The sequence below is a fragment of the Loktanella sp. 3ANDIMAR09 genome, from assembly GCF_001420005.1.
GTDB lineage: Bacteria > Pseudomonadota > Alphaproteobacteria > Rhodobacterales > Rhodobacteraceae > Loktanella.
On the sequence record NZ_LJAK01000020.1, the window covers coordinates 1 to 23,442 of the forward strand.

Here is a 23,442-nt window from a genome sequence, read left to right on the forward strand (position 1 = left end):
TCCTCTACGGACCGCCACCACCACATTAAGCGATTGAAAACTAACGCGAATTTTTGGAAAGTTGGACCGGGTTGGAACTTTCTGTTCCAGCAATGACCCGCCGCAGGTCTGCGGATTTCGCATAGTGGTCCGCTTCTGTTTCTGTTTCGTGTCCAAGGATCGCCATGCGCTGATCCTTGGTCGCGCCCATTTCTCGCATCATCGCCGCGCGTAGTTTGCGCAGGCCGTGGGCTGTCTTGCCATCGTCCAGACCGGCATCGCGGCACGCGCGGGCAAACCATTGCGTCGCGGATTTTGGCGATCTGGGCCGGGCGCGTTCGGTCACAAGGTAGGTCAGGCCGCGCGGCGCGCGATCGATGCAGGCGCGCAGCGTGTCGGGCTGGCCTTCAAACCATGCGGGCGCTGCGGTCAGAATCGGCGCTGTTGCCATGCTGTCAGATTTGCCGCGCCGATATGTCAGCCATCCAGCGGCGTCGACCTGGCCGGGGCCAAGGCGGCAGGCGTCACCGATCGATGCGCAAGATTGATAGATCAATTCCATCGCCAGGCGTTGCGGCGATCCGATGGGCCAATGGGTGCGAAACCTGTCGAGGTCGTCGCGCGACCATGCCATGTGGCCGTCTGTTTTTGGTGCGGTGCGCGGGCGCACGTCGCGGGCCGGGTCGGTGTCGATCAAGCCTGCGTCAACCCAAAAACGGCACAACGCGCGCCAGACCTTTAGCCGGTTGTTTGCGGGGTTCGGGTCCAGCTGCGCGATGTCCTGGCGGATGTGGCGCGACAGCAGACCGGCAATGCGCAATTCACCATAGCTGCGGCGCAACTTGTTCAGGATGCGGGTGCGGCTGTCGCGGGATGATGCCGCCAGTGTCAGAAAGGTGTCGGATGCTTGATAGGCCAGCACGCCAGCGCCGAGCGATCCGGTGACGTGTGATGTGGTCAGTGGCATGTCGCCGCCTGCTGCGTCCGCGTAGGCGCGCAGAAACGCGGGGTGATCCATTGGCAGATCGGGCAAGGCGACGCCTTTGCGGCCTTTTGGGCGGTAGTAGCAACGCGGGTGCCCGCTGGGCCATGTCCCTGATCTGCTGATGTGCTTTAGCCGCACTGTGCCGCCCGTGTTGCCTTGTCCCATGCGTCAACCCCGTCTGAATCGTCGGACGATACACGCGGCGGCGGGCTGTCGACAAGGATCGTGATTTTCGCGCCTTCAACCACCACGGCGCTACAACCCTGTTGTTGCGCGACGCGGATCGCGCGTTTGATCTGTGCCTCTGTCGCGGTTGGCATGGCGTCAGTGGTCCGCGTTGTCTGCGACCCATTCGCAAGGATCGCAGACGGTGAGTTCGCGCCAGACGACATCGATCGCGGCGATGCAGATCAGGATCACGGCGACCGCAATCGCCCATTGCCGCCCGGTGTAGGTCGGTTGCGGTGCGCGGCGGTGCAGGTTGTCAAAGGTCATTGCGTGCATTCCTTCGAGTGTGTGACCGGCCTGCATTTTGCAGGCCGGTTGTTTCGATCAGTTTTCAGGCGTGCCGAAAAAGATGGGTAGCTTTGTTTCGGATCGGGCTTGTTCTGTTGCTTCATCGAACGCAGCGCGGAATGATTTTTCCGGGTTGTATGGCTTGATGATGAATCGGACCGCGCCGCCGGATTTCCGGTAACGAAAGCGGACTGCCATGCGATACAGCGCGCCGCCCTGGAAAACCGGGATTGCAATGATCAAAAGGTTTGGAATGCGCAGCGGGCTACCGTCCGGTGCCTTGTGTTCATTTACGAACTGGATTTGACCTTCGCCCGTGTCGCGATTGCTGATCACTGTCAGGTTGCTGGTTTCGTGAACTGCAAACTGGCGTGACATTTGCAGCAATTCGCCAAGCTGTCCGAACCGGCCTTCGATCTGCTGCGCTTGCATGATCAGGCGGTTTTCCCAATCGTGATTTTTGTCGCTTTCTTTGCCCGCGATGATTGCCGGTGTTGGGTCCAGAATGTCCTTGGCGTTCGCTTCGATGAATTCGCCAAGGTCGTCTTTTTCCAGCGCCTCTTTTGCGACGCCTTGCCAGATTTTCCATTCGTCCGAGAGGGGGAAGGCATAAACCGCGCGATGGTGGCAATGGCGCGCGGTGGGTTCGCCCCATTGCACTTTCACGTCAGCCGGTCCTGCTTCGTGATAATCGGCAATGCAGGTCAGGCGCGGTGCGGACATATTGCTGTCGGCAAAAAGCGCGCTGTTTTGACCGCTGAAACGGTTCGACCAGTCGATCAGGCTTTGCAGGTCCGTCAGGTGTGCGGTGCCTTTCCGGCGCAATGGTTTTAGGAATTCCATTGCTTCGCGATGTTTTTCGGTCAGGTCGTGAATGTTGCGGCCAATCGGCAAGTCGATCAGATGCGGCGTTGTCAGATCGTGTTCTGGCAGCGTGTCGATCAGCTGGTGCTGATTCAGGTCGCGCATCACGTCGCGCATGGTTTCGGCAACGTTTGCTTTCTGTGTGTGGTCCGTCATGGCTTTACCTTGTGTTGTTCGTTTCGTTTGATGTTGATCAGGCGTCGCGCACTTCGCCCGTTTCGGGGTCGTGGTCGGTCGCGTCGCGCAATGGCTGGTGCATTCGTTTCATCATTGGGCTGTAAAGCGTCAGGTGCCCGGCATCGTCGATAAATGCGCCTGCGCTGCTGGGTGGTTTCTTTGGTCCGCTAAAGCTGACCTGCGCGGACATGCCGACATCGCCCGCGTTGCCGACCTTGTAATTTAGCTTGATCGACATGGTGCCTTCGCAGCCTTTGGGTCCGTGGTCTGCGTTGTGATCAAGAAGTTCGTGCATCAAGTCGCTGTGCCCGGTCATGATTTCGGTCATGAATTCGCCGCCGTTGAACAGCATTAGAATCTGTTCAAGCGTTCGCATTTTGTAGGGGTCGTGCGGTTCGGTCGGGTTGATCCTGGCCGGTGGTTTGACGTTTGGCATCATTTTTGATCCTTTCGGGGTGGGTTGTGTCAGTTGCGCGGTGCGGCGATCAGGCCGCGCCATGCGTCGAATTCGGTGCGCAGGGCGTCAAAGCGGTCGCGCGCGTTCGTGTCGGTGTCGAGGTCGCGGCGGCTGCTGATCTGGCATTGCCGCCGCAGGAATTCGGCGGCGGCGGATGGTGACAGGGCTGTGCCGGTCCTGATCGTGCGGCTGTCTGCAAACCGTCGAAACCGGATGTCGTTGCAAAGGATGCCCGCCTGCTGGGCGTGCGGCATGTCTGACATCGGGCGGCGCGGTGCGGCGGTCATATTGACAGGACCGTCAGCTGTAGGATCACACCGATATTGAAAAAAATTACCGTGGCGATCGTCATGGTGCCTGACAGTTGGGGCTTGTCGCCTAATGTGTAGCCTGTCACGCCAAAGCAAAACGCGGCGGCGGCGTAGGCCAGCACCGACAGACCTGTCAGGATCGCGGCGGTCATGGCGTCACCGCCTGACCTTGTTCTGTCAGGGCGTCCAGCAAGCGTTGCATCGCATCGCGGCGGCGCGCATAGACGGCATGACCGTGGCGATCGGCGCAGGCTGCGGCGTCTGCAAGGTCATAGGGCAGGCGATCAATCTTGCGCCGTGGACCCATCCCGCGCGGGTAAATCAGCCGGTAATGCGTGCCATCCGCAACGGCTGTGATCTTGCCAGCGGTGACGCGCACGATCGCGGCTGCGTTTTCTGTTTTCGGGCTGTGCATTGTCATGGCGTGCGGTCCTGCATTGGCTGGGGTTTGTTTGGCACCGCGCCGCGCGGGGAGGAGGTCGCGCGACGCGGGCCGTTGTGCCTGCGGTCTGGGTTCAGTCCGCAGGGCATCACAGCGTGATCAGGGCTGCGATGTGGGCAAGGCACGCGACGCCATAGACGGCAATTCCAGCGCCAAAGACGTTCGGTTGCGATGCGCGCCAAAGGACCGCAATGAATCCAATGAAGGCAAGAAGCTGGATTGCGATATGGATTGCGGCGTCGGTCATGCGATTGCACCTGCGTCGCAGTCCAGCACGCGCGCGGCGACGCGAAACCAATTTTCGACGCAGGCGTCAAAGGTGCAGCCGGTCGCGGTCACGCTGAACAGGTCCAGTTCATAAAGGTGCGATGCCGGGCGGCTGTGCGCGTCTGCGGTTTCTGGTGTAATCAGCGATCCGTGACCGCAGGCAACGGCGGCGCGCACCGCGCCGCCCCGCTGATCAGCGGGTGCATGTGCGTGGTGCATCATGAAGTAGTCGGAAACGTTCTGTGGGTCTGACATGTGGCCTCCTGTTTAGGAGGCTTGCTAACTCACAAAATGTGAGCCGTCAATTAATAAACTCACAAAAGGTGAGTTTATAGGTTGGACAGCTTAATATACTGCGATAGTGCCGTCTGAGAATGCAATGCGTGTGGTACAGAGTGTCACAGTGATTGCATCTGGTGGTATCCGGGCGGCGGCGGTAAGTCCTTCGGCCCCTGAATATCGCTCATCTACAGTAAGTGCAGTTTGGCTAGTGCCAAAGTCCGGATACGGTGGAAAGGTTAAGATAAACATACGCCGGTCTAGACTGTCGATGCCCTGGAGTGTGCTATCTACCGCAACGATCGTGCGGTCTGTTTGGTTTTCGACCGAGTACGTGACGAGTGTCGATGTACCGCCAAAGTCATTGTCCACCTCACTGAAGTTCCAGCTTAAAAGCTTGATTGGGTTCTGTTGTTCATCGCTACATACTTGTCCCTGCGCATTGGCTGGACTTATTGTTATAAAACAGAACGTTGTCACCGCAAATGTGACTTTTATGGCAACGGAGAAGCCGTTTAGATATTGGCGCTCGATGGTTGACAACATGATTAATGTTCTCCTAACGTTCTACCTATGGGGGCGCAAATTTGGATCAGAGTCGCTTAAATTTATTGATTGATGCAGCGGATCATTCGGGTGTTTCGTTAGACATTTTGGTAGCTTTGTCACGGGGTTTGGATGACATTGCGATCAAGAGGCTGTGCGGCAACTGTGCTTCGATGCCACGATATATGAAGTCCAAGGTTACGCCAAATTTTTCGCAGAGAATGATTGCATCGTCTGGCATCATCCGTCGATGACCTGACTCCCAGTTGATGTAGCGTGTATAGTTGTAACCGCAGATCGCAGCGTAGTCCGCTTTGTTCATTCCAGTAGTTTCGCGAAGAACCCGCAAGCGCCGACCGATTTCGGCGTAAGGGTATTTATCATTGGTGGATGTTTCTGCGTTTTTCATCCCGCAATTGTCGCGTAGCTCACAAAATGTGTAAAATTGCATTTTGTGAAGTTGACGGACTCATAATATGTGAGTACGTGTGGCGATATGAAGAATGTATCTGACATTGTTGCCGCGATCGGGCGCTCACATCTCCGCGAAGTCATTGGCGTAACTGACACTGCCATTTCAAACGCGCTGTCCAAGGGCGCTTTTCCACCGGGTTGGTATCGGATCATCAAGCTGGAATGTGCTGCCAAGCAAGTAAGCTGCCCGTTGGACCTTTTCGCTTTCAAGCCGCATGCGAAAATCAAGGTTTGGCCGTCTGATGCAGACAATTACTCTGACACAACCGGGGCGGCGGCATGATGCGCGCCGCCCCGTCCTTTGCCGCTGTTTCCAAGTCTGTCTCAACACAAGGCAGTCATAGGAAAGGAATAGCCGGAATGTCTTATGGAAAGTTTTCCCGCGCGTCTGATGTGCGGTCATATCGCCAGCATTTTGCAGAAACGTGGTCACTGTTCATTCGCGAGAATTTCGAGAGTGCGGCAGAGGCGGCAGTGCTGTTTCGGGTCGATCCGTCGACCGCTGAAAACTGGTGGACTGGATCGAATGCGCCGTCTGGTTGGGTTGTCGGTTTGGCGCTGACAATGCCCGATCTGCGCGAGTCCGCTGCGGCTTTGTTCGGGGGGCACGATGCGGCGTAGTTTCTACCGTTTGGAATGCTGGGCGGCGGTGCATCTGCGCGCGTTTGGCAGTTGGTGGCCTGCGGAATGGCTGGGGCGCATTGGCGCATGGTGGGCGGCATCTGCCGCCCGCCGCCTGCGTCGGTTGTCAGCCGGGCCTGATGCCAGAAAACTTTCCGGTCGCGACGAATGATGCGCGCGGCGGGTGTCCTTTCCCTGATCGTTTGTCCTTGGATCAGGGGTTGCCGGGGGCTGCGGTCCCTGACTGTCCGGTGTTGCGGTCGTGATGCGCGGCATTCGGACAACAGCGGGGCCGGGTCGTCGTCTGTTCAGGCGATCCGCCCCGCTGGTTTTTTTGATTTTGCGGATTTGATGGGGGATGCGCGCCGTGTCTGACCTGTCGGAATTCGGGCCGTTGGTGCGGCACAACGGGGCAGGGTGTTCGCTGTCAGAGGGTGTCGTGGTCTGGGTCCGGTTCGAGGAAAAGCCGGGCATTTTCGGCAGCGCCGTTGTGCTGGTCTGTGCCGAAAACGCGCCCGCCTGGGACTGGACCCGCTGGCAAGAGCCGGTCGCGGGGCACAGTGGTTTTCGTTATGTCCGCATTCTGTCCTATCGCGTCAAACGGACGCGCGGCATGATTTCGCTGTGCGAGATTGCCGCCGATCCGGGGCATCTGATCGATGATGAAAACGCGCCGTCTGGGCGTGATCTGGTGTCCGCGTGACCGTGGCCTGCGGCGGTGGCGCGTTCGCAAATGCGGTGACACCGCATCTGGACGTTGAACCGTTTGACGTGGCAGCGGCGCGCGAACTGGCGGCGGTGCCGATGCATTCGCCGGGCGTCTGTTTCAATCCATCCTGCGGCGCGGCCTTTGTGCCGTCGCGATCCTGGCAAACCCATTGCAGCGCGGCCTGTCGTCAGGTCAGCGTGCGCGAATTTCGCATGGTCGGTCACAAGATTGCGCCCGCGTTGCTGGCGTGGCGGCTGCACAAGCGCGCGCCATCTGGCACGCCGCAGGCCGATCTGTGCCGTGCGGCGCGGCGATATATCACGCAAGTGCAAACGGCGTGGGTCGCGGATCGCGATCGGCGCGCGGGGCTGGCGGCGGTGCGCAATGTCTGATCCGTGGGTCCAGCGCGTCCAGATCGGAGATTGCACGCTTTATCTGGGCGATGCGCTGGACGTGTTGCCGCATCTGGTGGGTGTCGCTGATCTGGTCGTGACTGATCCGCCCTATAAGCTGACATCGGGCGGCAACGCGGCGCAGGTCATGGGTGGCATCTTTGCCAGTGATGCCTATGACAACAGCGGCGATCTAATGGCGTCGATCGGTTGGGGCGCGATGGGCGGGCCGATCTATCGCGCGTGCAAGGCGGATGCAGACGCCTACGTCATGTCAAATGACAAAAACCTGTTTGCGGCGCACGCGGGTTTTACCGGCGCGGGCTGGAAATTCCACAACCTGCTGACTTGGGACAAGGTGCGGGCAACGCGCAACCGCTGGTATATGAAAAACCTCGAATTCACGCTGTATCTGTGGCGCGGTCGCGCGCGCAAGGTCCGCGATGCGGGGTCAATGCAGTCGTTTCGGTTGAACGCGCCAAAGGTCAGCGATCATCCGACCGAAAAGCCGGTCGCGCTGATGGATCACTATATCCGCAATTCTAGCGATCTGGGTGATCTGGTGCTGGACCCGTTCGCAGGATCGGGCAGCGCGTTGGTTGCCGCCGTCCTGGCGGGGCGTGCGGCGATCGGGATCGAACTAGACCCGCAACATTTTCGGACCGCCTGCGACCGTGTTGCAGCGGCCTATGCAGAACAATCCAAAACGGGGGGCGATCGTGTCGATCAAGTTTAGAACGCCTGCGCGGTTCATTGTGGACATCGCACAGGACGGACGCAGCGGGCAGGTGGTGCAACAGCGTCCCAACGAGCAAAACCCGCGATCGGGCCGCTGTCCGATGCATCTGCGCCGGATTTGCGGCGTATGTGCAAGGTTCGACGGTGACACGATGCGGTCACGCGGTCGCTGCGCCGAATACGGTGCGCCCGTTTCAGGCGCGCAATCGGCGGCAGATTGCACTTTCTGGGCGCGCAAGAATGCGGTGGCGGGGTCCAAGTCATGACCGTGCCCGCGCTGTCTATCGCTGCAAATTTCGATGATTTGCGTGAATATCCAATTCCTGCGGATGAACGTCTGCAATCGCACTATTTTTTGCAGCTGGAATTTCGCCGTTGGTTGTCGAGCGAAACGCGGCTGTTAGCGTCGTGGGAAATGCGCGGCGTGATTTTGGAATTGTTCATGATCGCGCAGGATCAAACGCCGGTCGGCACGTTGCCAGTCAATCCGAAGCTGTTGGCGCGGTTGCTGGGTGTCACTGATCAGCAATGGGCAATCTGGATGCAGGCCGATGTCAACCCGCTGCGGCATTGGGTCGAGTGCCGGGCGGGCGATCAGGTGCGCTTGATGCATCCGGTGGTGACAGAGCGCGCGCTGGCGGCGATCGGGCAGCGCCGCGATCGTGAGGCAGAGCAACAGCGCCGCCGCGAGGCAAAGCAACGCAAGGATTTGGAGCAACGCCTAAAGGCGATGGACGGGATGGGGCGGTTGGCATCCAGTCCGCAGATGGTCGATCGCATCGATGCATGGCTGCGTGAGAACTGCACCGGCAACCGCACTGAATCCGCGATCCGCGAGGCCGTCGACGCGGTGTCTATGAGGTCGTAGCGATCTGTGCGGTTCTGTGACGGTCACAGAAAGTTACGGAACAATCACGAAACGGCACGGAATAGTCACGGAATTTGACGGGAATTAGCGCGAATTCCTTTTTTTTGGGCCGGTTCTGTAACCGCTGAAAGGAAAAGAAAAGATATGAAATAAAAAGATAATGGCGGGATCGCACGAAACGGAATTGACGCGCCTAATGGCAAGCGGCGCAGGCTTAGAAAAGGGGAAACAGAATGCAGGCGATGGCACAGGGTAAGGGGGCCGCTAAGGTCGGTTTGTCGACACAAGAGCGCGCCGAAGGTCGCGAACGTGTCCGGGTGCTGTTCTGGCAGCGGTTGGACGATGCCGGGCTGTTGCGTCCGCGCGGCAAGTCGGTTGAGGAATTTGCGCAGATGCGGGCACGGGTTTCCGAACGCCTGGCTTACATGACCGGCGACAACCTGATGACACTGGCGGATATCGTGATCCAGAACGCGACCGGGCGCGGGGTGCCGCGCGTGCATTGCTGGTCAGAGGCGGCAATCATGACGCACGCCAAGGGGATGCAGACACCGCCGCCGCTGGAATTTCCGATCGTGTCAAGTTGGCTTGCATCTGTCGAGGGACCGCCTGCGATCATCGGAGGTTACGAGGTCGAACTGTATCGGCACCTGTCGCGCACGGGTATGCCGCCCGGTCCATACGATATGAGCCGGATCAAGGCAGCGGGTGCAGAGGCGGCGCGGCGACATGCCATCACGGCGGAACGGATCGCGCGGGGCACCGCAATGCAGTCCGACCGCGACGAACTGGCGGCATATCAGGCGCACCGCCAGACCGTTGCGCGGATCGTTGCGGCGGGCGTCGCGCGGCGACAGGACAAGGCGCGGGCCGATGTGCAGGCGGTTGCGGAATGATCGCGCTGCGTGAACCTTTGCGACCGATGGGTCGCGACCGGCGCGCGATCGGGGTCTGGCCTTTGATTGTCTGGGCTTTCAAGCGTGAGGCGGCGCAGCTGGATTTTGACGATGATCGGGCGGAACTGTCGCAGGGCTTTGGTTATGCATCCGCGACGGCGATCATCGCACAGCATGAAATGTTGGGGTGCAGGATCGACGGCGGCGGGCGATCTGATCCGCATCCTGACGCGGACATCGTGGCGTCTGCGCTGGCGGTGTTGCCCGAGGGTTGCGGCGGGCGGCGCATGGCGATCACGATGGTGGAACATGCCCGCGCGGACACGATGCCGGGCTGGCATGTGGCAACGTCGATCCAGCCGGTGCGGTGGGATCGCAACCCGCATGGGCGCTATGCCATGACGGCGGATGCCGTGGCCGATGGTGTCGCGGTGCCTGCGATGGTGTCGGGATGGCGTGGCAGGTTGCAGCGGCAAGAGGGTCGCTATTGTCCGGTGGTCGTGATGGGTGGGCCGTCAGAGGTTGCCGCACGGCGGCGCGACTATCTGCGGTGGTGGTCTGCGCTGCTGGATGTGCGGACATCGTTGCAGCTGGGCAATGATCTATCAGCCTGGGTCGTCACCGACGACATGCCGCCAATGCAGCCTTGGGAAAGGGGATAGGTCGCGCTGGCGATGGTGTCGCAGCGCCGTTGTGCGCCTCGCTGGTGCGCAAGTCGGTATTGCGATACGCGAAAAGGTGTTGACGAATGTTAGCCCCCCTTGCTAACAAACAAGCAACCGAACTGCGCCCGCATGGTAAACACCTTGCGGGCGCGTTGCGTTTCTGGGGGTGCCATGCCGCTGTTGATCTGTGTCGCGCCGGGCTGCGACGATCTGGCGTTGCCGGGTTGTCCGCATTGCGAACGGCACGACGCGGCCAAGCGTGACAAGCTGGCGGCGCGACGCAAGGCGGCACAGTCGACGGATCACGCGCGGGCGTGGCGATCGCTTTATCAGTCGCGGGCGTGGCGTGCGGCAAGTCGTAGGTTCCTGCGGCGCAATCCGCTGTGCGCCGATTGTGGCGATCTGGGTGCTGTCGTGCCTGCAAAGGTCGTTGACCATATCGAGCCGCACAAGGGTGATCGGCGTCTGTTCTGGCTTCGATCGAATTGGCAGGCGTTGTGCATACCCTGCCACAACCGGAAAACGGCGCGCGAGGTCTTTCACGGTCAAACCGGGGGGGGTGGGTAAAAACCGCCCGCGCCTACCGTTGACCGGCGGGGGAACCGTTATTTTTGCGCGGGGGAAATTGGGAAAAAAAACCACATGATCAGGGTGATGGTGAAGGGAATGACGGATGAAAGGACGTAAACCTAACCCGCTGGGCAACGTGATTCCGATGAAAGGCGACGCCGCCCGTCGCGTGCCGGATGCGCCCGATTGGATGTCAGAGGATGCGCGCAAGGTCTGGGACGAACTGGCACCTGAATTGATCGCCAAGGATCGATTGCAACCGGCCTTCACCTATCAGTTTGCATCCTATTGCGAGAGTGTGAGCAATTTTCTTGCTGCGACCGCCGTGATCGCGATTGATGGTTTTTGGTTCGAGACAAAAACGCGCAACGGTGTGCAGCAGAAAAAGACGGCGGCATTCGGCGTCCAGCAAGAGGCGATGAACGCCATGCGCCGCGACTCGGCGCTGTTTGGCCTGTCGCCGGTGGATGAGGCGCGTCTGGGTGAAGGTGGTCAGGGCGATCTGTTTGCAGACATCATGAAACAGCTGAAACATGGACCCGATTGATCATCCGGTTTCGCGCTATGCCCTGGGTGTCCTGGACGGATCGATCATCGCGGGCGATCTGGTGCGGATGGCCTGTGAACGTCACCTGCTGGACCTGGAAACGGGGCGGGATCGCGGCCTGTTTTTCGATTGCGAGGCCGCAAGCATGATCTGCAATTTTGCGGCCATGTTGCAGCATACGGCGGGGCCGATGGCGGGGCATCCGATCCGGTTGGAGCCGTGGCAGGTGTTCAGGCATGGTTCGGTTTTTGGCTGGAAGCGCGAGGACACCGGGCTGCGGCGTTTTGTCGACACCTATCATCAAGTCGGCAAAAAAAACGGCAAGACGACTGACACCGCGTCGCCAATGCTGTTTACGCAGCTGTTTGACGGTGAATCGGCACCGGAGGCATATTGCGCGGCGACAACGCGCGATCAGGCCGGTCTGTTGTTCAAGGGCATCAAGCGGATGATCCGCAAGTCGCCTGCGCTGTCGCAGCTGATGAAAGTCTGGACGCATGAAATCACGACGCCGCGCGTCGACGGTGTGATCAAGTCCGTCAGTCGTGACGGCAATTCATCGGACGGCATCAACCCGTCATTTCTGGCGCGTGATGAAATGCACCGCTGGTCAGATCGCGAACTGGCGGAAACGCTGACGGAAAGCATGATCGCGCGTGCGCAGCCTATCGATTGGGTGATCACAACGGCAGGGCATGATCGCGCGTCGCTGTGCGGCGAACTGCGGACCTATGCAGAAAGCGTGCTGCGCGGTGATGTGCAGGACGATCGGTTTTTCGGCTATGTGGCAGAGCCGCCGCCAGATTGTGATCCGCTTGATCCGGTCGCCTGGGCAATGGGCAATCCGAATTTGGGGATCAGCAAACCGGAGGACCGCGTAAGGGCTGCGGCGAACAAGGCGCTGACGATCGCCGGGCAGATGCCGAATTTCAAAAGGTTCCACCTGAACCTGTGGACCGAAGGCGCAGAAAGCTGGATCGCGCGCGACATCTGGGACGCGGGCGAGATGTCAGCGCCGTTTGAATATGACCTGTTGTTCGGTCGCAAGGCGTGGGTTGGTCTGGACCTGTCGAACAAGGTCGACACCACGGCGATCGTCGTGGCGGTGCCGGTTGGTAAACTGATCTATCTGATCGCCTTCACTTTTCTGCCAAGCGGTCAGAAAGGTTTCGTTGCGCGGGCGCAGTCGGAAAAACGCGAATTCATCGGCTGGCGCGATGCGGGCTGGCTGGAAGTGCATCACGGCGGCACGATCGATGAACAAGAGATCGAAAACCGGATGGAATGGATCAGGGCAAAGTTCGATCTGCAAGAGGTCGCCTATGATCCGTGGGGCATGAAAGACATTGCGGACCGGCTGGAAAAAAAGCGGTTCCCGATGGTCGAGCATCGGCAGGGCTTTGCGTCGATGTCCAACCCGATGAAACGTTTCGAGGAAAAGGTGGCGCAGAAAATGATCCGGCACGGTGGCAATCCGGTGCTGGCCTGGCAGATCGGCAACGTTCACCGCGACGAGGATGCGGCGGAAAACGTGAAACCGAACAAGAAAAAGTCAACGGGCCGCATCGATGCGGCGGTCGCCGCGATCATGGCCGTGGGCCGCGCAGAGGCGAACGAAAAGAAGCGCAAGGCAATGGAGGCGACAGTCGTTTAATGGGGATCGGTGATCTATTCCGACGCAGACATGACCCTGCGACCGCGCGCGTCGAACCGCCTGTCGTGACCGCTGGTGATGTGCCGTCAAAGGCTGCGCCGCAGGCATGGCTTCAAGATATTGGCTGGGGCGGTGGCGTGCAGTCGCGGGTCAAGTCGTTGCCACGGGTGACACCGACCACGGCAGAACGTCACGCGACGGTTTTCGCCTGCTGTAACAACCTGGCGGGCGATCATGCCAAGGTGCCGTTGCAGCTGTGGCAGCGCAAACCTGACGGCACGGAATCGCAGGTTTTCGATCATCCGGCGATCTACCTGATGAACGTGGAATCCGCGCCGGGTGTGCCCGCCGCTGTCACGCGGTTTGCGCTGGTCTATGCGTTCAGCCTGCGCGGTGTCAGTTATGCCTATGCGCCGCGCGATGGGGCGGGCGAATTGCTGATGGTGGATGGTCTGTCGCCGGATGGTGTGAGCGTCACGCGATCGGGCCGGATGCGGTTTTATGATTTCGAGGATGGGGCGGGCGTTTACCGGCGCGCGCGGTCGCGGTCTATGGTGCATATGCGCTATATGGCGCTGGACGGTTGGACGCATCGATCGCCTTTGACTGTCGCCAGCGAAAGCATGGGTCTGGCGATGGCCGGGCAAGAGGCGGCAGCGCGCACGGCGGCGGGTGGCACAACGAAAGCCGCGATCAAGCTGTCGGATGCCTATGAGGACGACGACGCGCGGCAGCGTTCCGCACGGCGGATCAAGGCGGCGCTGACTGATCCGACCGATGGTTCGTTTCCGGTGTTGAATGCTGACGAGGACATTCAAAAACTGGACCTGTCGGCTGCGGATCAGGAATTGCTGGCAAGTCGGAAATTTGATCGGGAAATGATCGCCGCGATTTACCGTATGCCGCCGTCTAAACTGCAAATGCTGGAAAACGGCGTCAAGGCGAACGGTCAACAGCAGGCGATCGATTATCTGACGGATTGCCTGATGCACTGGCAGGCGCTGATCGCGCCGCAATACGATCAGGCGCTGTTGACCGCTGGCGAGCGTGCGGCGGGTCTGTTTTTCCGCCATGATTTTTCGGCGCTGCTGGAACCGACAACCGCCGAACTATTCAACGCGCTAAAAGTTGCAGTCGGTGGTCCGTTCATGACGCCGAACGATGCGCAGGCGCGGGCACGCCTGCCAAAGACTGCGAACGGTGATCAGCTCTATCCGCCGTCCAACATGACGCGCGACGACACCACGACAACGGAAAAGGAAGGGGCTGAGACATGACGCGGCAAACTATGGCGGCACTTTGGCAGGGCGCGGCGACCGCGCTGTGCGCGGAACATGCGGGCGCATGGATGGCGGTTGAATTGGCGGGCGATGTGTCTGCGTTTGGCGGTGGCGGTGATGTCGATCCGTCCGACAGATTTGTCGTGCAACGTGGTGTTGCGATTGTGCCGTTGACTGGCCTGCTGACACCGGGCGGGCAGCGGTTCGAGCGCATGGGTTGGTCGACCTATCGCGGCATTGCTGAAACGATGGCGATCCTGGCAGCTGCGGATGATGTCGCAGCGATCGTGCTGGATTGTAACAGTCCGGGCGGTGCCGTGATCGGCATCGATGAAGCGGTGCAGGCCGTCGCGCAGGCTGCAACAGTGAAGCCGGTTCACGCGCTGATCAATCCGCTTGCCACGTCTGCGGCCTATTGGGTGGCGTCGCAGGCGACAGACATCACACTGACGCCGGGGGCGCAGGTGGGCAGCATCGGCGTTCAATATCGCGGTTTCGCGCCCATCCAGCCGGGGATGGATGGCGATCAGGAATTCGTCATTCGGTCAAGCCATGCGCGGGCCAAGAATGCGGACCCGTCGACCGAAGTGGGGGCGGCACTGATTCAGGCGCAGCTGGATCGGTTCGAGGTGGCATTTCACGCGGCCATCGCCGCAGGGCGCAACATGGCTGCGGCGGATGTCGCGGGCCGGATCAGCGCGACCGACAATCCGGCAGACGGCGGCGGCACGTTCGGATTTGCCGAGGCGCAGGCGCGGGGTCTGGCGGATGCGACGCAGACGCGCGACGCATTTTATGCGCAGATTTTTGCACGCTACGCGCCAAAGCCGCGCGCGACCGGCGCGCGCGCCTACGGTGCCGCCGCCGCCGCCGCCGCCGCGATCGCCGCCAGCTGACACAATCCGAATTCGCCCGGTGCGCCGGGCGTGAACCAAACCCCGCCGCACGCGCGCGGGGTCTATCGCCGCGCGTGCGGTTTCAACAAAGGGGAACGATATGGACATCAACGATCTGCGGCGCTTGCGTGCGCAAGCGGCGACAAACCTGCGGGCGGCGGCGGATGCCATCGCAACGGCAGAAAGCGGTCTGACCGCATTGGGTAACGATGACACAACTGCTGCCGAACAGGCTGTCGCGGCTGCTGTGGCTGATTTCGATGCGGCGCAGGCCACATTCGATCGCGCAGATGCGGCTGTGCGCCGTGCCGAGGCTGTGGAAAGTGCCGCCGCCGTGTCTGCAACGCAGGAACAGGATGCGCCGCCCGCTGGTCGCGCGCCTGCCACGGTCGCCAGTGAAGCGGATCGCGGGCTGGACATCGGTTTCGCGGTTCACGCGCTGACGAATGCGCGCGGCAATCTGGGTGACGCCTGCGCCGCGTTGGACGCCGCAGGGCATTCGGGGATTTCGGCGGCGCTGACGGGGGCGCAACAGACCGCAGGCGGGGTGCTGTTGCCGCGTCCGCAGGCCGAAACTGTTATCGAACTGCTGCGCCCGCGTGTCACCGTGCGCGCATCTGGCGCGCGGGTTATGCCGATGCCAGCGGGTCAGGTGCGCCACGGCGCGCAGACGGGCAGCGCAACAGCGGGCTACGGCGTCGAGAATGGTGCGGCTGTCGAAAGCGAACAGAGTTTCGACGGGATCGATCAGGGATTCAAAACCCTGCGCGCCCTGGTGCCGGTCGGCAATGCGCTGTTGCGTCATTCGACGGCAGCGGTTGCCGCGATCGTGCGTGATGATCTGCTGTCTGTCATGGCGACGCGCGAGGATCTGGCCTTTCTGCGCGACATCGGTGCAAACGCAACGCCCTACGGTCTGAAATACTGGACGCCGGTTGCAAACTGGCTTGATCCGGTCGGTGTCGCGCCTGCCGCTGTCGAAGCTGCGATCCGGCGTCTGGTGTCGCTGGTCGAGGATGCCAACGTGACAATGCAGAGTCCGGGCTGGATCATGCGGGCGTCGACCAAGAATTTCCTGGCCGGTCTGCGCGATCCGAACAGCGGCGCGCTGATTTTCCCGTCGATCGATCAGAACGGCACGTTGAAAGGTTTTCCGATCCGCACGACATCGCAGATTCCGAACAACCTGGGCGTGGATGGCGACGAAACCGAAGTCTATTTCGCTGACTTCAACGAAGTGATGATTGGTGACGCGATGTCGCTGACGATCGCCACGTCGACCGAAGCGGCATTCGTCAATCAGGCGGGTGACACCGTAAGCGCATTCCAGAACGATCTGACGTTGATGCGCGCAATCAGTGAGCACGATCTGGCACCGCGTCACACGGCGGCGCTGTCCGGTTTGAACGGCAAGGGCTGGGCGATCTGATCTGATTGACCCGTCGCGGCTGACGCTGGCGGCGGGTCAATCGCACAATCGGCGCAGCACGGGCTGCACCTGAATTCACATAAGGGGGTCACATGACCGACAAAGTAATCATGAAATTCACCAAGGCGCATGGCGTCTATGTGCCCGGCGATGTCGCCGGGTTTGATCCGGTGCGCGCGGCCAAGTTGCAGGCCGTGGCGCGTCCGTTCGATCCTGAAAAGGACGATCTGCGCAAGGTGTCGCCGGGCGGCATTTCCGACGCGGAACTGACGGCGGGGCTGCAAGACTTGGCCGCGCGCGAGGCGGCTGTGGCAGAGCGTGAGGCGGAACTGGCGGCAAAGCTGGCGGCGCTTGAATCCGCGGGCGGCGCGGGCACGGGTGAAAAGACAGCGGGTGATCCGCCTGCTGCGAAGTCGCCCGGTGAGCCGCCGAAACCGTCCAGCAAGTAAGCGGGGCGCAGATGGTCCCGGTTGGTGCCCGCGATCCGCTGGTCGCGGCTGAAACGTTGATCCTGGAACGGCATTGGCCGGGCGAGGATGTCGCAACGGTCGAGGGCTGTCTGGCGGCGGCGACCGCTATCGTTGAAACCGCCTGCGCGCGTCCTGCGCGCGCGGGCACGTTCGACCTGTTTGTCGAAACTGGCGGCTGGTCGCGGTGGTGGGTGCCGATCGCGCCGGTGCGTCAGGTCGTATCGGTCGCGATCGGTGCAGGTGATGGCACCTATAGTGATCTGTCGTTGTCCGGTCTGCGTCTGCATTTGGGCATGACCGAACCGCAAGTAATCATGCCGTCGCTGGCGGATTTGGCACACGGCTGTGAATTGCGCGTGCGCGTAGAAGCCGGGCACGATGATGGGGCATGGCCGGTGCAGATAGTGCAGGCGATCAAGCTGATCGCTGCGGAATTTTACGAGGACGGAATCGCGGGCGAGGCGATCGATTTTTCCGACCTCACGTTCGCGGCGGGCAACCTGATCCGTCAGGTCCGCTATCAGCGCCCGCATGTTTTCGGGTGCGGTTGATGGCGCGGCTGTCGTTTGATCATCGGGTGCAGTTCGAGCGATCGGCAAAGGTTGATACTGGCCTGTCTGATCGTGAGGTTTTCGCGGCGCATGGTGCGCCGGTCTGGGCCGATCGGTCGGATGTCAGTGACGGTGAACGTTGGGTCGCACAGCAGGTCGCAGCGTCGATCACGTCGCGTTTCACGGTGCGGCGGTCTGCGTTCACCGCAGGAATCACGGCGGCTGATCGTCTGCGGTGCGATGGCCTGACATTCGACATTGCGGGGGTCAAGGAATCGCCGCGCGGTCGGCGGTTTGTCGAGATTTCGGCAACGGCGCGGCCTGATCTGAAGGGGGCGGGCGATGGCGGGTGATATGTCGCTGCGCGGTTTCGCTGAACTTGATCGCCAGCTGGAAAGGTTGACCACGGCGGCGGGCAAGGGCGCGATGCGGCGCGCACTGAAAACAGCGGCGCAGCGGATCGCGGACGGCGCGGCGGCGCGGGCTGATCGCGTGTCTGGCGATCTGGCAGAAAGTTTTGCGGTCAGCGCAAAGCTGTCGAAGCGTCAGGCCGCGATGCATCGCCGGTTCAAAAGTTCGACGGCGGTGGAAATGTTTATCGGCGCGGGACCGCTACCGCAGGCGCATTTAGAAGAATTTGGATCTGTCAATCAGGCACCGACGCCAATGCTGCGCCCGTCCTGGGATGCGGGCCGCGATGAAATGCTGGACCGCCTGGGCCGTGAAATGTGGGTCGAGGTCACAAAGTCAATCGGACGCGCCGAACGTAAGGCGGCGCGGGCGGCTAGGGGGTAGCGGTGGAAGAAGAATTGCGCGCCTTGCTGCTGGGTGACGCCGGCGTCGCCGGTTTCGTGGGGCGGCGGGTCAATTTCGTCAGGCATCCGCAAGGTTTGCCGTTTCCGGCCATCGTTTTGAACGTGGTCGGGTCGATTGAGCCGGTCGATATGGATGGCGCGATCGGCGCGGGCACGGGCCGGGTGCAGGTCGATTGCTACGCAGACGATTTTACGGATGCAAAGCATCTGTCACGGGCCGTTCTGGCCTTGCTCAATGGTTACGATGGTCAGCGGTTGATGTCGCTGGCGCACGCGGGATCGCGTGACGGTTCGGAGGCCGGTGCAGCCGGTGCGACCGGTCCGTTTCGCGTGTCGATGGATTTTTTAACAGCGTTCACAACAGGAGAGTGACATGGGCGAAAAGACGATTTGGAAGGGCGGCGTTTTGGAGCGTTCGCTGGATGATGGCACAAGCTGGCAAAAAATGCTGAACTGCAAGCGTCCTGCTGTGCCGTCAAACCGGCGCGAATACTTGGACGCGACGGACATGGATAGCGAGGGCGATTTTCAGGAATTCGCGCCTGGCATGTTTCAAAGCGAGGAACTGGAAATTTCCCGTTTCTGGACGGCGGAAGCCTATGCGCAGGCGCTTGAGGATGTCGCGCATACCGAAACAACCGGCAAGCCTGTCTGGTATCGTCTGACGATGCGGCGGAAGGCGGTCGAATCCCAAGGCCGCAAATTCGAGTGGAAAGGGTTTGCGTCCGTTGGTCAGGACGTTGGTGAACTGACGGAACTGTCGGAATTCACCTACATGATCCAGCGCACGGGTCCGTCAACCACGACTGCGCCGGAGGCGGCATGACGGTGGCGAATAGCCGCCGTGGGGTCGTGACTGTCGATGTCGACGGCGCGACCTATGTGCTGCGCTGCACGGCGAATGAGTTCATCGCCTATGAGGATGAAACGGGCCGGGCGTTGTTCGATGATTTCGAGCGCATGACCGAAGGCGGCATCAACTGGCGCATGTTGCGGCTGTTGCTGTTCATTCTGGTGCAGGGTCGCGATGATTTCACGCTGGAACAAGCGGGCGTTTTGATCACGGAAATGGGTGTCGAAACCGCTTTTCAGGCGGTCACGGATGCGGTTGTGGCATCCATGCCGCAGGCGGCGGATGGCGACGCCGCAGAGGGTGACGTGGGAAACGCGCCACCGGCGACCAAGGCAAAGAAGGTCGCCAAGGGTTCCTAGATGATCTGTTGCGCGGTTGGCTGGATGCAGGGCGTGATTACGCCTTGTTCTGGACGCTGACACCGCGCGAGATTGTCCTGATCCTGCAAGGTCACAACAACATGCGGGCGGCTGAAAACGAGGTTGCCCGCATTCGCAACTATGAATTGGCCGGCCTGATCGTCGCCGCGTATCACAAGCCGCAAAAGATGCCGCGTTATAAGCCTATCAAGGTTGCGCCGGTGGATGATGCGGCGGCGGATGCGCAGCTAGAGGCGTGGCTGATCAGTATTTCCGAAACCGCAGACACCTAGGGGCAATTCCATGTCGCAATCGGTCATTGGCGCGCTGCGCGTCAATCTGTCTATGGACAGCGCAAATTTTGAAAAAGGCGCGCGCCGTGTCCAGTCGGCACAGGACCGGATGCGCAAGCAATTTGTTGCGGTGTCTGCGGTCGCGACTGCGGCGTTTGGTGCCGTTGCGGCGGCGGCGCGGGCGGGTGCTGATCGGATCGATGCGGCGGCAAAGGCGGCGCGGCGGATGGATGCCAGCGTCGCGGCGTTCAAGGCGTTGCAGTTGGCGGGCGGCGAGGCCGGTGTGGCGCTGGCTGGCCTTGCCAATGACATCCAGACGATGAATCGCGAACTGTCGACGGTTGGCAAGTCGGGGAACGGACAACGCGCCTTGGATGCGCTGGGGCTGTCGATCGGTCAGTTTGCCGGTCTGGATGCGGATGAAAAGCTGGCGTTGATCGCGGATCGCATCAAGGCGCTTGGATATGACGCGGGGCAGGCAACCGCCGTGCTGCGCGACCTGGGGGTGCGCAATCGCGAGATGGCGCTGCTGGTGTTGCAGGGTGGCGACGCCATCCGCAAGGCGCGGGCCGATATTGCGGATTACGGTCTGGCGGTCAGCGATGTTGATGCGGCACGTATCGAGGCGGCAAACGATGCAATCGGGCGGTTGTCGCTGGTCACTGAATACGCCGGGCAACAGCTGGCGGTCGCGCTGGTGCCTGCGATGGGCAAGCTGGCGGAACGCATGACCGAAAGTCTGCGCGAGGGTGGCAGGTTGCGCGCTGTGATCGACGGTCTGACCGGCAATCTGGACAGGCTGGCGACCTATGTGTCGACGGCTGTGGCGTTGATGGGCGCGCGTTATGTCAAGGCGCTGATTGCGGCGCGCGTCGCAAGCTTTCAATTAATTGCGACGACAAAGGGTTTAACTGTCGCCGTCAGGGGCCTTATGGCCAGCACGGGGTTCGGTCTGCTGATCGTTGGGCTTTCGGAGGCGGTAGTTCGGTTTCAAAGGCTTTCCGATCGGGTCGGTGGTTTCGGCAATGCGATGGACGCGCTGCGCGCTGTCGCAGTCGAGGTTGGCGAACGTGTCACGATGGTTTTTGCGCACATGGGCGCGCGGATCGCGGCGGCGTGGCACGATGTCAAAGGCGACGCCGCAAGCGCGATGCAGTCAGCGGTCGAATCTGTTGTGTCGTTCGGAAACGCGGCGTCGAATACGTTTCAGGGTGCATTTTCTGCAATCAAGGCGATCTGGTCTGCATTGCCTGCCGCGATCGGTGACATGGTATTTCAGGCGGCAAACGCAATGATCGCGGGCGTTGAATCGATGATCAACGGCGCGGTTGCGCGGTTCAACGTGTTTATCATCGGCATCAACAAGGGGCTGGACGCGCTGGGTGTCGAACGGCGCGTGCCGATCGTGCCCGATGTCAACATGGGCCGGATTGGCAACGAATTCGCCGGGGCTGCGTCCGATGCCGCAGGGCAGGCGCAGGCGGCATTTGATGCGGCATTTTCGTCCAACCCGTTGTCTGTGCCCGATCTGGGTCTGACCGACATCGCGCGCGAATCCTATGTCGCAGCAAATAGCTATCGCGACATGATGGGCACGCTGGCGGCATCGGCAAAGGGACCGCTTGCGTCGCTGGACGGGCTGCGCGGTGCGGTTACGGATGTCGATGCGGTCGTGCGGCCTGCGGTCGATGGTGTCGCTGATCTGAATGACGAACTGGTCGACATGGGCGGCGGTGCTGGCGGTGGCGGCGCGGGGGGTGCTGCGGCTGGTGTTGCTGGGCTGGCGGAAAAGCTGGACGCGGCAAAGACGCGTGCGCAGGGCTTTGCGGATGCGATGCGCGAGGCGGGCAAGAATGCCGAAACGGTCGGGCGGGATCAGGCGGGTGTTCTGATCGGTGGCATCGATCGGGTCGCGGGTGCGATGGGTGACTGGACCGCAGACGGGTTTCGCAATTTCCGAAACATGCGCGACGGCATTGTCGACACGTTCAAGGGCATGATTTCCGAACTGGTCGCGATGTCGATCGCAAACCCGATCCGGTTGCAGATGTCCGCTGCATTCGGGGGCGGCGGCGGTGCTGGTGGTATTCTGTCCGGTGTCATGGGCAGCGCGGCCAAGGGGTCCGGCCTGTTTGGGCTGGGTGCTGGCGGGTCCGGTGTCATGGGCGGGCTGGGGTCTGCGGTGTCTGGCGGTCTGGGCAATCTGCTGAATATCGGCGCGAACGCGGCGGCGGCTGGCGGTGGTTTTGCTGCGACGCTGGGGGCGGCGGTGCCGGTGCTGGGGGCTGCGGCGCTGGCGGTCGGTGCGTTTCGCAAGAAGGTCGAGGAATTGGAAAAGGGCGTCCAGATCGCAGCCAATGGCGCACGCGTTGCGGTGTCAGAGTTTACGAAAACAAAGTCCAGCCGGTTGTTTGGTCTGATTTCGTCAACGCGCGACAGCACAAAGGCGGCAAGTGCTGCGATTGCTGCGCCGATCATGCGGGCTTATGGGCAGGTTACGGCGGCGGCGCGCGATGCGTCGCGGGCCTTGGGTGTCGGTGCCTGGGTGGTGCGTGACTACGCGGCATCGGTCAAGATTTCGACCAAGGGTCTGTCGGAGGCAGAACAACAGCAGGCGATCGCCGGTGCAATGTCAAAGGTCGCGAATGATCTGGCGTGGCGCACGCTGTGGGGTCTGAAAGGATCGATGAAAGGTCTGATCCGTCCTGGCGAAAATGCCAAGGCGGCACTGGATGCGATCGTCGCGGCGGTGGGTGTGGTCAATGACACATTCCGGTCGCTGGGCCATCGGGCGCTGTCGATGTCCGCGCAGACCGCCAAAGCGGCGCGGGCGATGGTCGATGCGGCGGGCGGCGCGGATCAATTTGTTGCGAACGCGCGCGCCTATTTCGACGGGTTTTATACGCAGTCCGAAAAGATCAAGCTAATCGGTCGCGATTTCGCGCGGGCGTTCGGTGATGTCGTCGGTGGTAAGGTGCCGCAGACGATCGCGGATTTTCGTAAGCGGGTCGACGGTCTGATCGCGCAGGGTCGCGAAAAGTCTGCGGCGGCGCTGATGGGGCTTGCGCCGTTGTTTCTGGAACTGGACGGGCTGCGATCGGCAGCGCGCGAGGCGTCGCTGGCAAAGACTGCGGAACTGGAAAACCGCCTGATGGAATTGCAGGGCGACAAGGCGGCGATGCAAGAGCGCGAACTGGCGGGCCTGACAAAGACGCAGGCGGCAATGCAGAAAATGATCTGGCGGCTAGAGGACGCAAAAGAGGCGGTCGACGCGCTGGTGCCCGATGATTTCGGATCGTTGGTCGACTACCGCATCGGGCAGGCGCGCGCGGCGTTGGGTTTAGGGCAGGTCAACACAGCGATTCCGGCCTATGCGCTTGCGCCGGTGTCGGTGCCTGCGGTCACGTCTGGCGCATTGCAGGGCGCGGACGCCGCGCATCAACGAATGGTGGAGCGTCAGCTGCAACAGCTGATCGGGTTGATGCGTGAAAACGCGGACAACACCGGCGCGCTGGCAGATGCCGCGATTTAGGGGGTGG

At 61.2% G+C, this 23,442-nt stretch carries 35 protein-coding genes; 23 read left to right on the forward strand and 12 right to left on the reverse strand.

What is annotated here, in order from left to right; translation table 11 throughout:
• Positions 1-40: 40 nt before the first annotated feature.
• From AN189_RS17950 to AN189_RS17995, 12 genes are all read right to left on the reverse strand, one after another.
• Complete coding sequence (locus tag AN189_RS17950) at positions 41-1,012, reverse strand: tyrosine-type recombinase/integrase (RefSeq protein WP_172794950.1); 972 nt, start codon at positions 1,010-1,012, stop codon at positions 41-43.
• Positions 1,013-1,092: 80 nt separating this feature from the next.
• The gene (locus AN189_RS19430; protein ID WP_056039338.1) at positions 1,093-1,284 is read right to left on the reverse strand and encodes a hypothetical protein; all 192 of its coding nucleotides are present in this window, start codon (positions 1,282-1,284) and stop codon (positions 1,093-1,095) included.
• Positions 1,285-1,288: 4 nt separating this feature from the next.
• Positions 1,289-1,459 carry a hypothetical protein gene (locus tag AN189_RS17960; protein WP_157057559.1) on the reverse strand — a complete coding sequence of 57 codons (171 nt, stop codon included), beginning with the start codon at positions 1,457-1,459 and terminating at the stop codon, positions 1,289-1,291.
• A gap of 57 nt (positions 1,460-1,516) precedes the next feature.
• Entirely contained in the window at positions 1,517-2,500 is a 984-nt protein-coding gene (locus AN189_RS17965) for a DUF2303 family protein (protein ID WP_056039344.1), read from the reverse strand.
• Between the two features lie 37 nt (positions 2,501-2,537).
• Complete coding sequence (locus tag AN189_RS17970) at positions 2,538-2,960, reverse strand: hypothetical protein (RefSeq protein ID WP_157057560.1); 423 nt, start codon at positions 2,958-2,960, stop codon at positions 2,538-2,540.
• Between the two features lie 26 nt (positions 2,961-2,986).
• A complete protein-coding gene (locus tag AN189_RS17975) occupies positions 2,987-3,265 on the reverse strand; it encodes a hypothetical protein (RefSeq protein ID WP_056039349.1) in 279 nt (92 codons plus the stop codon).
• The gene (locus tag AN189_RS17980; protein ID WP_056039352.1) at positions 3,262-3,441 is read right to left on the reverse strand and encodes a hypothetical protein; all 180 of its coding nucleotides are present in this window, start codon (positions 3,439-3,441) and stop codon (positions 3,262-3,264) included. The genes AN189_RS17975 and AN189_RS17980 overlap by 4 nt, the downstream gene beginning before the upstream one ends.
• Positions 3,438-3,710 carry a hypothetical protein gene (locus AN189_RS17985; RefSeq protein WP_157057561.1) on the reverse strand — a complete coding sequence of 91 codons (273 nt, stop codon included), beginning with the start codon at positions 3,708-3,710 and terminating at the stop codon, positions 3,438-3,440. The genes AN189_RS17980 and AN189_RS17985 overlap by 4 nt, the downstream gene beginning before the upstream one ends.
• A gap of 109 nt (positions 3,711-3,819) precedes the next feature.
• Positions 3,820-3,978, reverse strand: a complete 159-nt coding sequence (locus tag AN189_RS19280; RefSeq protein WP_157057562.1) for a hypothetical protein — start codon at positions 3,976-3,978, stop codon at positions 3,820-3,822.
• A complete protein-coding gene (locus AN189_RS17990) occupies positions 3,975-4,253 on the reverse strand; it encodes a hypothetical protein (RefSeq protein WP_056039356.1) in 279 nt (92 codons plus the stop codon). Before AN189_RS17990 ends, AN189_RS19280 begins: the two co-directional genes overlap by 4 nt.
• Positions 4,254-4,343: 90 nt before the next feature.
• The gene (locus AN189_RS19285; protein WP_157057563.1) at positions 4,344-4,823 is read right to left on the reverse strand and encodes a hypothetical protein; all 480 of its coding nucleotides are present in this window, start codon (positions 4,821-4,823) and stop codon (positions 4,344-4,346) included.
• 82 nt (positions 4,824-4,905) lie between these two features.
• Positions 4,906-5,274 carry a helix-turn-helix domain-containing protein gene (locus AN189_RS17995; RefSeq protein WP_157057564.1) on the reverse strand — a complete coding sequence of 123 codons (369 nt, stop codon included), beginning with the start codon at positions 5,272-5,274 and terminating at the stop codon, positions 4,906-4,908.
• Between the two features lie 45 nt (positions 5,275-5,319).
• Here AN189_RS17995 and AN189_RS18000 point away from each other — a divergent pair, with 45 nt between their 5' ends.
• The 23 genes from AN189_RS18000 (at position 5,320) to AN189_RS18125 (ending at position 23,435) form a co-directional block, all read left to right on the forward strand.
• A complete protein-coding gene (locus tag AN189_RS18000; RefSeq protein WP_056039361.1) occupies positions 5,320-5,580 on the forward strand; it encodes a hypothetical protein in 261 nt (86 codons plus the stop codon).
• A complete protein-coding gene (locus AN189_RS19635; RefSeq protein WP_253279668.1) occupies positions 5,577-5,918 on the forward strand; it encodes a hypothetical protein in 342 nt (113 codons plus the stop codon). Before AN189_RS18000 ends, AN189_RS19635 begins: the two co-directional genes overlap by 4 nt.
• A gap of 367 nt (positions 5,919-6,285) precedes the next feature.
• The gene (locus AN189_RS18020) at positions 6,286-6,621 is read left to right on the forward strand and encodes a hypothetical protein (protein ID WP_157057565.1); all 336 of its coding nucleotides are present in this window, start codon (positions 6,286-6,288) and stop codon (positions 6,619-6,621) included.
• A complete protein-coding gene (locus AN189_RS18025) occupies positions 6,618-7,019 on the forward strand; it encodes a hypothetical protein (RefSeq protein WP_056039370.1) in 402 nt (133 codons plus the stop codon). The genes AN189_RS18020 and AN189_RS18025 overlap by 4 nt, the downstream gene beginning before the upstream one ends.
• On the forward strand, positions 7,012-7,755 hold the full coding sequence (locus AN189_RS18030) for a DNA methyltransferase (RefSeq protein WP_056039374.1): 744 nt from the start codon (positions 7,012-7,014) through the stop codon (positions 7,753-7,755). The genes AN189_RS18025 and AN189_RS18030 overlap by 8 nt, the downstream gene beginning before the upstream one ends.
• Before the next feature lie 264 nt (positions 7,756-8,019).
• Positions 8,020-8,625: a hypothetical protein gene (locus tag AN189_RS18040; RefSeq protein WP_056039379.1), complete on the forward strand. Its 606-nt coding sequence runs from the start codon at positions 8,020-8,022 to the stop codon at positions 8,623-8,625.
• 242 nt (positions 8,626-8,867) lie between these two features.
• Positions 8,868-9,521, forward strand: a complete 654-nt coding sequence (locus AN189_RS18045) for a hypothetical protein (RefSeq protein ID WP_172794951.1) — start codon at positions 8,868-8,870, stop codon at positions 9,519-9,521.
• The gene (locus AN189_RS18050; RefSeq protein ID WP_056039385.1) at positions 9,518-10,183 is read left to right on the forward strand and encodes a hypothetical protein; all 666 of its coding nucleotides are present in this window, start codon (positions 9,518-9,520) and stop codon (positions 10,181-10,183) included. Before AN189_RS18045 ends, AN189_RS18050 begins: the two co-directional genes overlap by 4 nt.
• Positions 10,184-10,357: 174 nt before the next feature.
• Positions 10,358-10,753: an HNH endonuclease gene (locus AN189_RS18055; protein ID WP_056039388.1), complete on the forward strand. Its 396-nt coding sequence runs from the start codon at positions 10,358-10,360 to the stop codon at positions 10,751-10,753.
• Positions 10,754-10,859: 106 nt separating this feature from the next.
• Complete coding sequence (locus tag AN189_RS18060; RefSeq protein ID WP_056039391.1) at positions 10,860-11,303, forward strand: phage terminase small subunit P27 family; 444 nt, start codon at positions 10,860-10,862, stop codon at positions 11,301-11,303.
• Entirely contained in the window at positions 11,290-12,957 is a 1,668-nt protein-coding gene (locus AN189_RS18065; protein ID WP_056039394.1) for a terminase large subunit, read from the forward strand. The genes AN189_RS18060 and AN189_RS18065 overlap by 14 nt, the downstream gene beginning before the upstream one ends.
• Positions 12,957-14,234 carry a phage portal protein gene (locus tag AN189_RS18070; protein ID WP_056039398.1) on the forward strand — a complete coding sequence of 426 codons (1,278 nt, stop codon included), beginning with the start codon at positions 12,957-12,959 and terminating at the stop codon, positions 14,232-14,234. Before AN189_RS18065 ends, AN189_RS18070 begins: the two co-directional genes overlap by 1 nt.
• The gene (locus AN189_RS18075; RefSeq protein WP_056039401.1) at positions 14,231-15,133 is read left to right on the forward strand and encodes a S49 family peptidase; all 903 of its coding nucleotides are present in this window, start codon (positions 14,231-14,233) and stop codon (positions 15,131-15,133) included. The genes AN189_RS18070 and AN189_RS18075 overlap by 4 nt, the downstream gene beginning before the upstream one ends.
• Before the next feature lie 100 nt (positions 15,134-15,233).
• Complete coding sequence (locus AN189_RS18080; protein ID WP_056039402.1) at positions 15,234-16,562, forward strand: phage major capsid protein; 1,329 nt, start codon at positions 15,234-15,236, stop codon at positions 16,560-16,562.
• 92 nt (positions 16,563-16,654) lie between these two features.
• Positions 16,655-17,011: a hypothetical protein gene (locus AN189_RS18085; protein WP_056039405.1), complete on the forward strand. Its 357-nt coding sequence runs from the start codon at positions 16,655-16,657 to the stop codon at positions 17,009-17,011.
• A gap of 11 nt (positions 17,012-17,022) precedes the next feature.
• On the forward strand, positions 17,023-17,583 hold the full coding sequence (locus AN189_RS18090) for a hypothetical protein (protein ID WP_056039408.1): 561 nt from the start codon (positions 17,023-17,025) through the stop codon (positions 17,581-17,583).
• Positions 17,583-17,936, forward strand: a complete 354-nt coding sequence (locus AN189_RS18095; RefSeq protein ID WP_056039411.1) for a head-tail adaptor protein — start codon at positions 17,583-17,585, stop codon at positions 17,934-17,936. Before AN189_RS18090 ends, AN189_RS18095 begins: the two co-directional genes overlap by 1 nt.
• Positions 17,926-18,378 (forward strand): HK97 gp10 family phage protein, encoded by a 453-nt coding sequence (locus AN189_RS18100; RefSeq protein ID WP_056039414.1) that lies wholly within the window; start codon positions 17,926-17,928, stop codon positions 18,376-18,378. The genes AN189_RS18095 and AN189_RS18100 overlap by 11 nt, the downstream gene beginning before the upstream one ends.
• A 2-nt stretch (positions 18,379-18,380) precedes the next feature.
• Complete coding sequence (locus tag AN189_RS18105) at positions 18,381-18,770, forward strand: DUF3168 domain-containing protein (RefSeq protein WP_056039416.1); 390 nt, start codon at positions 18,381-18,383, stop codon at positions 18,768-18,770.
• Position 18,771: 1 nt separating this feature from the next.
• Entirely contained in the window at positions 18,772-19,224 is a 453-nt protein-coding gene (locus tag AN189_RS18110; protein WP_056039419.1) for a hypothetical protein, read from the forward strand.
• The gene (locus AN189_RS18115; RefSeq protein WP_056039421.1) at positions 19,221-19,610 is read left to right on the forward strand and encodes a hypothetical protein; all 390 of its coding nucleotides are present in this window, start codon (positions 19,221-19,223) and stop codon (positions 19,608-19,610) included. The genes AN189_RS18110 and AN189_RS18115 overlap by 4 nt, the downstream gene beginning before the upstream one ends.
• A gap of 8 nt (positions 19,611-19,618) precedes the next feature.
• Entirely contained in the window at positions 19,619-19,903 is a 285-nt protein-coding gene (locus AN189_RS18120) for a hypothetical protein (protein ID WP_056039424.1), read from the forward strand.
• Positions 19,904-19,913: 10 nt separating this feature from the next.
• Positions 19,914-23,435: a hypothetical protein gene (locus AN189_RS18125; protein ID WP_056039426.1), complete on the forward strand. Its 3,522-nt coding sequence runs from the start codon at positions 19,914-19,916 to the stop codon at positions 23,433-23,435.
• Positions 23,436-23,442 lie beyond the last annotated feature (7 nt).

What these genes read in the sequence shown, in the direction of transcription:
- AN189_RS19430 (WP_056039338.1), bottom strand. Translation starts at nt 1,284, where the DNA reads ATGCCAACCGCGACAGAGGCACAGATCAAACGCGCGATCCGCGTCGCG.
- AN189_RS17960 (WP_157057559.1), bottom strand. Translation starts at nt 1,459, where the DNA reads ATGACCTTTGACAACCTGCACCGCCGCGCACCGCAACCGACCTACACC.
- AN189_RS17965 (WP_056039344.1), bottom strand. Translation starts at nt 2,500, where the DNA reads ATGACGGACCACACACAGAAAGCAAACGTTGCCGAAACCATGCGCGAC.
- AN189_RS17970 (WP_157057560.1), bottom strand. Translation starts at nt 2,960, where the DNA reads ATGATGCCAAACGTCAAACCACCGGCCAGGATCAACCCGACCGAACCG.
- AN189_RS17975 (WP_056039349.1), bottom strand. Translation starts at nt 3,265, where the DNA reads ATGACCGCCGCACCGCGCCGCCCGATGTCAGACATGCCGCACGCCCAG.
- AN189_RS17980 (WP_056039352.1), bottom strand. Translation starts at nt 3,441, where the DNA reads ATGACCGCCGCGATCCTGACAGGTCTGTCGGTGCTGGCCTACGCCGCC.
- AN189_RS17985 (WP_157057561.1), bottom strand. Translation starts at nt 3,710, where the DNA reads ATGACAATGCACAGCCCGAAAACAGAAAACGCAGCCGCGATCGTGCGC.
- AN189_RS19280 (WP_157057562.1), bottom strand. Translation starts at nt 3,978, where the DNA reads ATGACCGACGCCGCAATCCATATCGCAATCCAGCTTCTTGCCTTCATT.
- AN189_RS17990 (WP_056039356.1), bottom strand. Translation starts at nt 4,253, where the DNA reads ATGTCAGACCCACAGAACGTTTCCGACTACTTCATGATGCACCACGCA.
- AN189_RS19285 (WP_157057563.1), bottom strand. Translation starts at nt 4,823, where the DNA reads ATGTTGTCAACCATCGAGCGCCAATATCTAAACGGCTTCTCCGTTGCC.
- AN189_RS17995 (WP_157057564.1), bottom strand. Translation starts at nt 5,274, where the DNA reads ATGCAATTTTACACATTTTGTGAGCTACGCGACAATTGCGGGATGAAA.
- AN189_RS18000 (WP_056039361.1), top strand. Translation starts at nt 5,320, where the DNA reads ATGAAGAATGTATCTGACATTGTTGCCGCGATCGGGCGCTCACATCTC.
- AN189_RS19635 (WP_253279668.1), top strand. Translation starts at nt 5,577, where the DNA reads ATGATGCGCGCCGCCCCGTCCTTTGCCGCTGTTTCCAAGTCTGTCTCA.
- AN189_RS18030 (WP_056039374.1), top strand. Translation starts at nt 7,012, where the DNA reads ATGTCTGATCCGTGGGTCCAGCGCGTCCAGATCGGAGATTGCACGCTT.
- AN189_RS18040 (WP_056039379.1), top strand. Translation starts at nt 8,020, where the DNA reads ATGACCGTGCCCGCGCTGTCTATCGCTGCAAATTTCGATGATTTGCGT.
- AN189_RS18045 (WP_172794951.1), top strand. Translation starts at nt 8,868, where the DNA reads ATGGCACAGGGTAAGGGGGCCGCTAAGGTCGGTTTGTCGACACAAGAG.
- AN189_RS18050 (WP_056039385.1), top strand. Translation starts at nt 9,518, where the DNA reads ATGATCGCGCTGCGTGAACCTTTGCGACCGATGGGTCGCGACCGGCGC.
- AN189_RS18055 (WP_056039388.1), top strand. Translation starts at nt 10,358, where the DNA reads ATGCCGCTGTTGATCTGTGTCGCGCCGGGCTGCGACGATCTGGCGTTG.
- AN189_RS18060 (WP_056039391.1), top strand. Translation starts at nt 10,860, where the DNA reads ATGAAAGGACGTAAACCTAACCCGCTGGGCAACGTGATTCCGATGAAA.
- AN189_RS18065 (WP_056039394.1), top strand. Translation starts at nt 11,290, where the DNA reads ATGGACCCGATTGATCATCCGGTTTCGCGCTATGCCCTGGGTGTCCTG.
- AN189_RS18070 (WP_056039398.1), top strand. Translation starts at nt 12,957, where the DNA reads ATGGGGATCGGTGATCTATTCCGACGCAGACATGACCCTGCGACCGCG.
- AN189_RS18075 (WP_056039401.1), top strand. Translation starts at nt 14,231, where the DNA reads ATGACGCGGCAAACTATGGCGGCACTTTGGCAGGGCGCGGCGACCGCG.
- AN189_RS18080 (WP_056039402.1), top strand. Translation starts at nt 15,234, where the DNA reads ATGGACATCAACGATCTGCGGCGCTTGCGTGCGCAAGCGGCGACAAAC.
- AN189_RS18085 (WP_056039405.1), top strand. Translation starts at nt 16,655, where the DNA reads ATGACCGACAAAGTAATCATGAAATTCACCAAGGCGCATGGCGTCTAT.
- AN189_RS18090 (WP_056039408.1), top strand. Translation starts at nt 17,023, where the DNA reads ATGGTCCCGGTTGGTGCCCGCGATCCGCTGGTCGCGGCTGAAACGTTG.
- AN189_RS18095 (WP_056039411.1), top strand. Translation starts at nt 17,583, where the DNA reads ATGGCGCGGCTGTCGTTTGATCATCGGGTGCAGTTCGAGCGATCGGCA.
- AN189_RS18100 (WP_056039414.1), top strand. Translation starts at nt 17,926, where the DNA reads ATGGCGGGTGATATGTCGCTGCGCGGTTTCGCTGAACTTGATCGCCAG.
- AN189_RS18110 (WP_056039419.1), top strand. Translation starts at nt 18,772, where the DNA reads ATGGGCGAAAAGACGATTTGGAAGGGCGGCGTTTTGGAGCGTTCGCTG.
- AN189_RS18115 (WP_056039421.1), top strand. Translation starts at nt 19,221, where the DNA reads ATGACGGTGGCGAATAGCCGCCGTGGGGTCGTGACTGTCGATGTCGAC.
- AN189_RS18125 (WP_056039426.1), top strand. Translation starts at nt 19,914, where the DNA reads ATGTCGCAATCGGTCATTGGCGCGCTGCGCGTCAATCTGTCTATGGAC.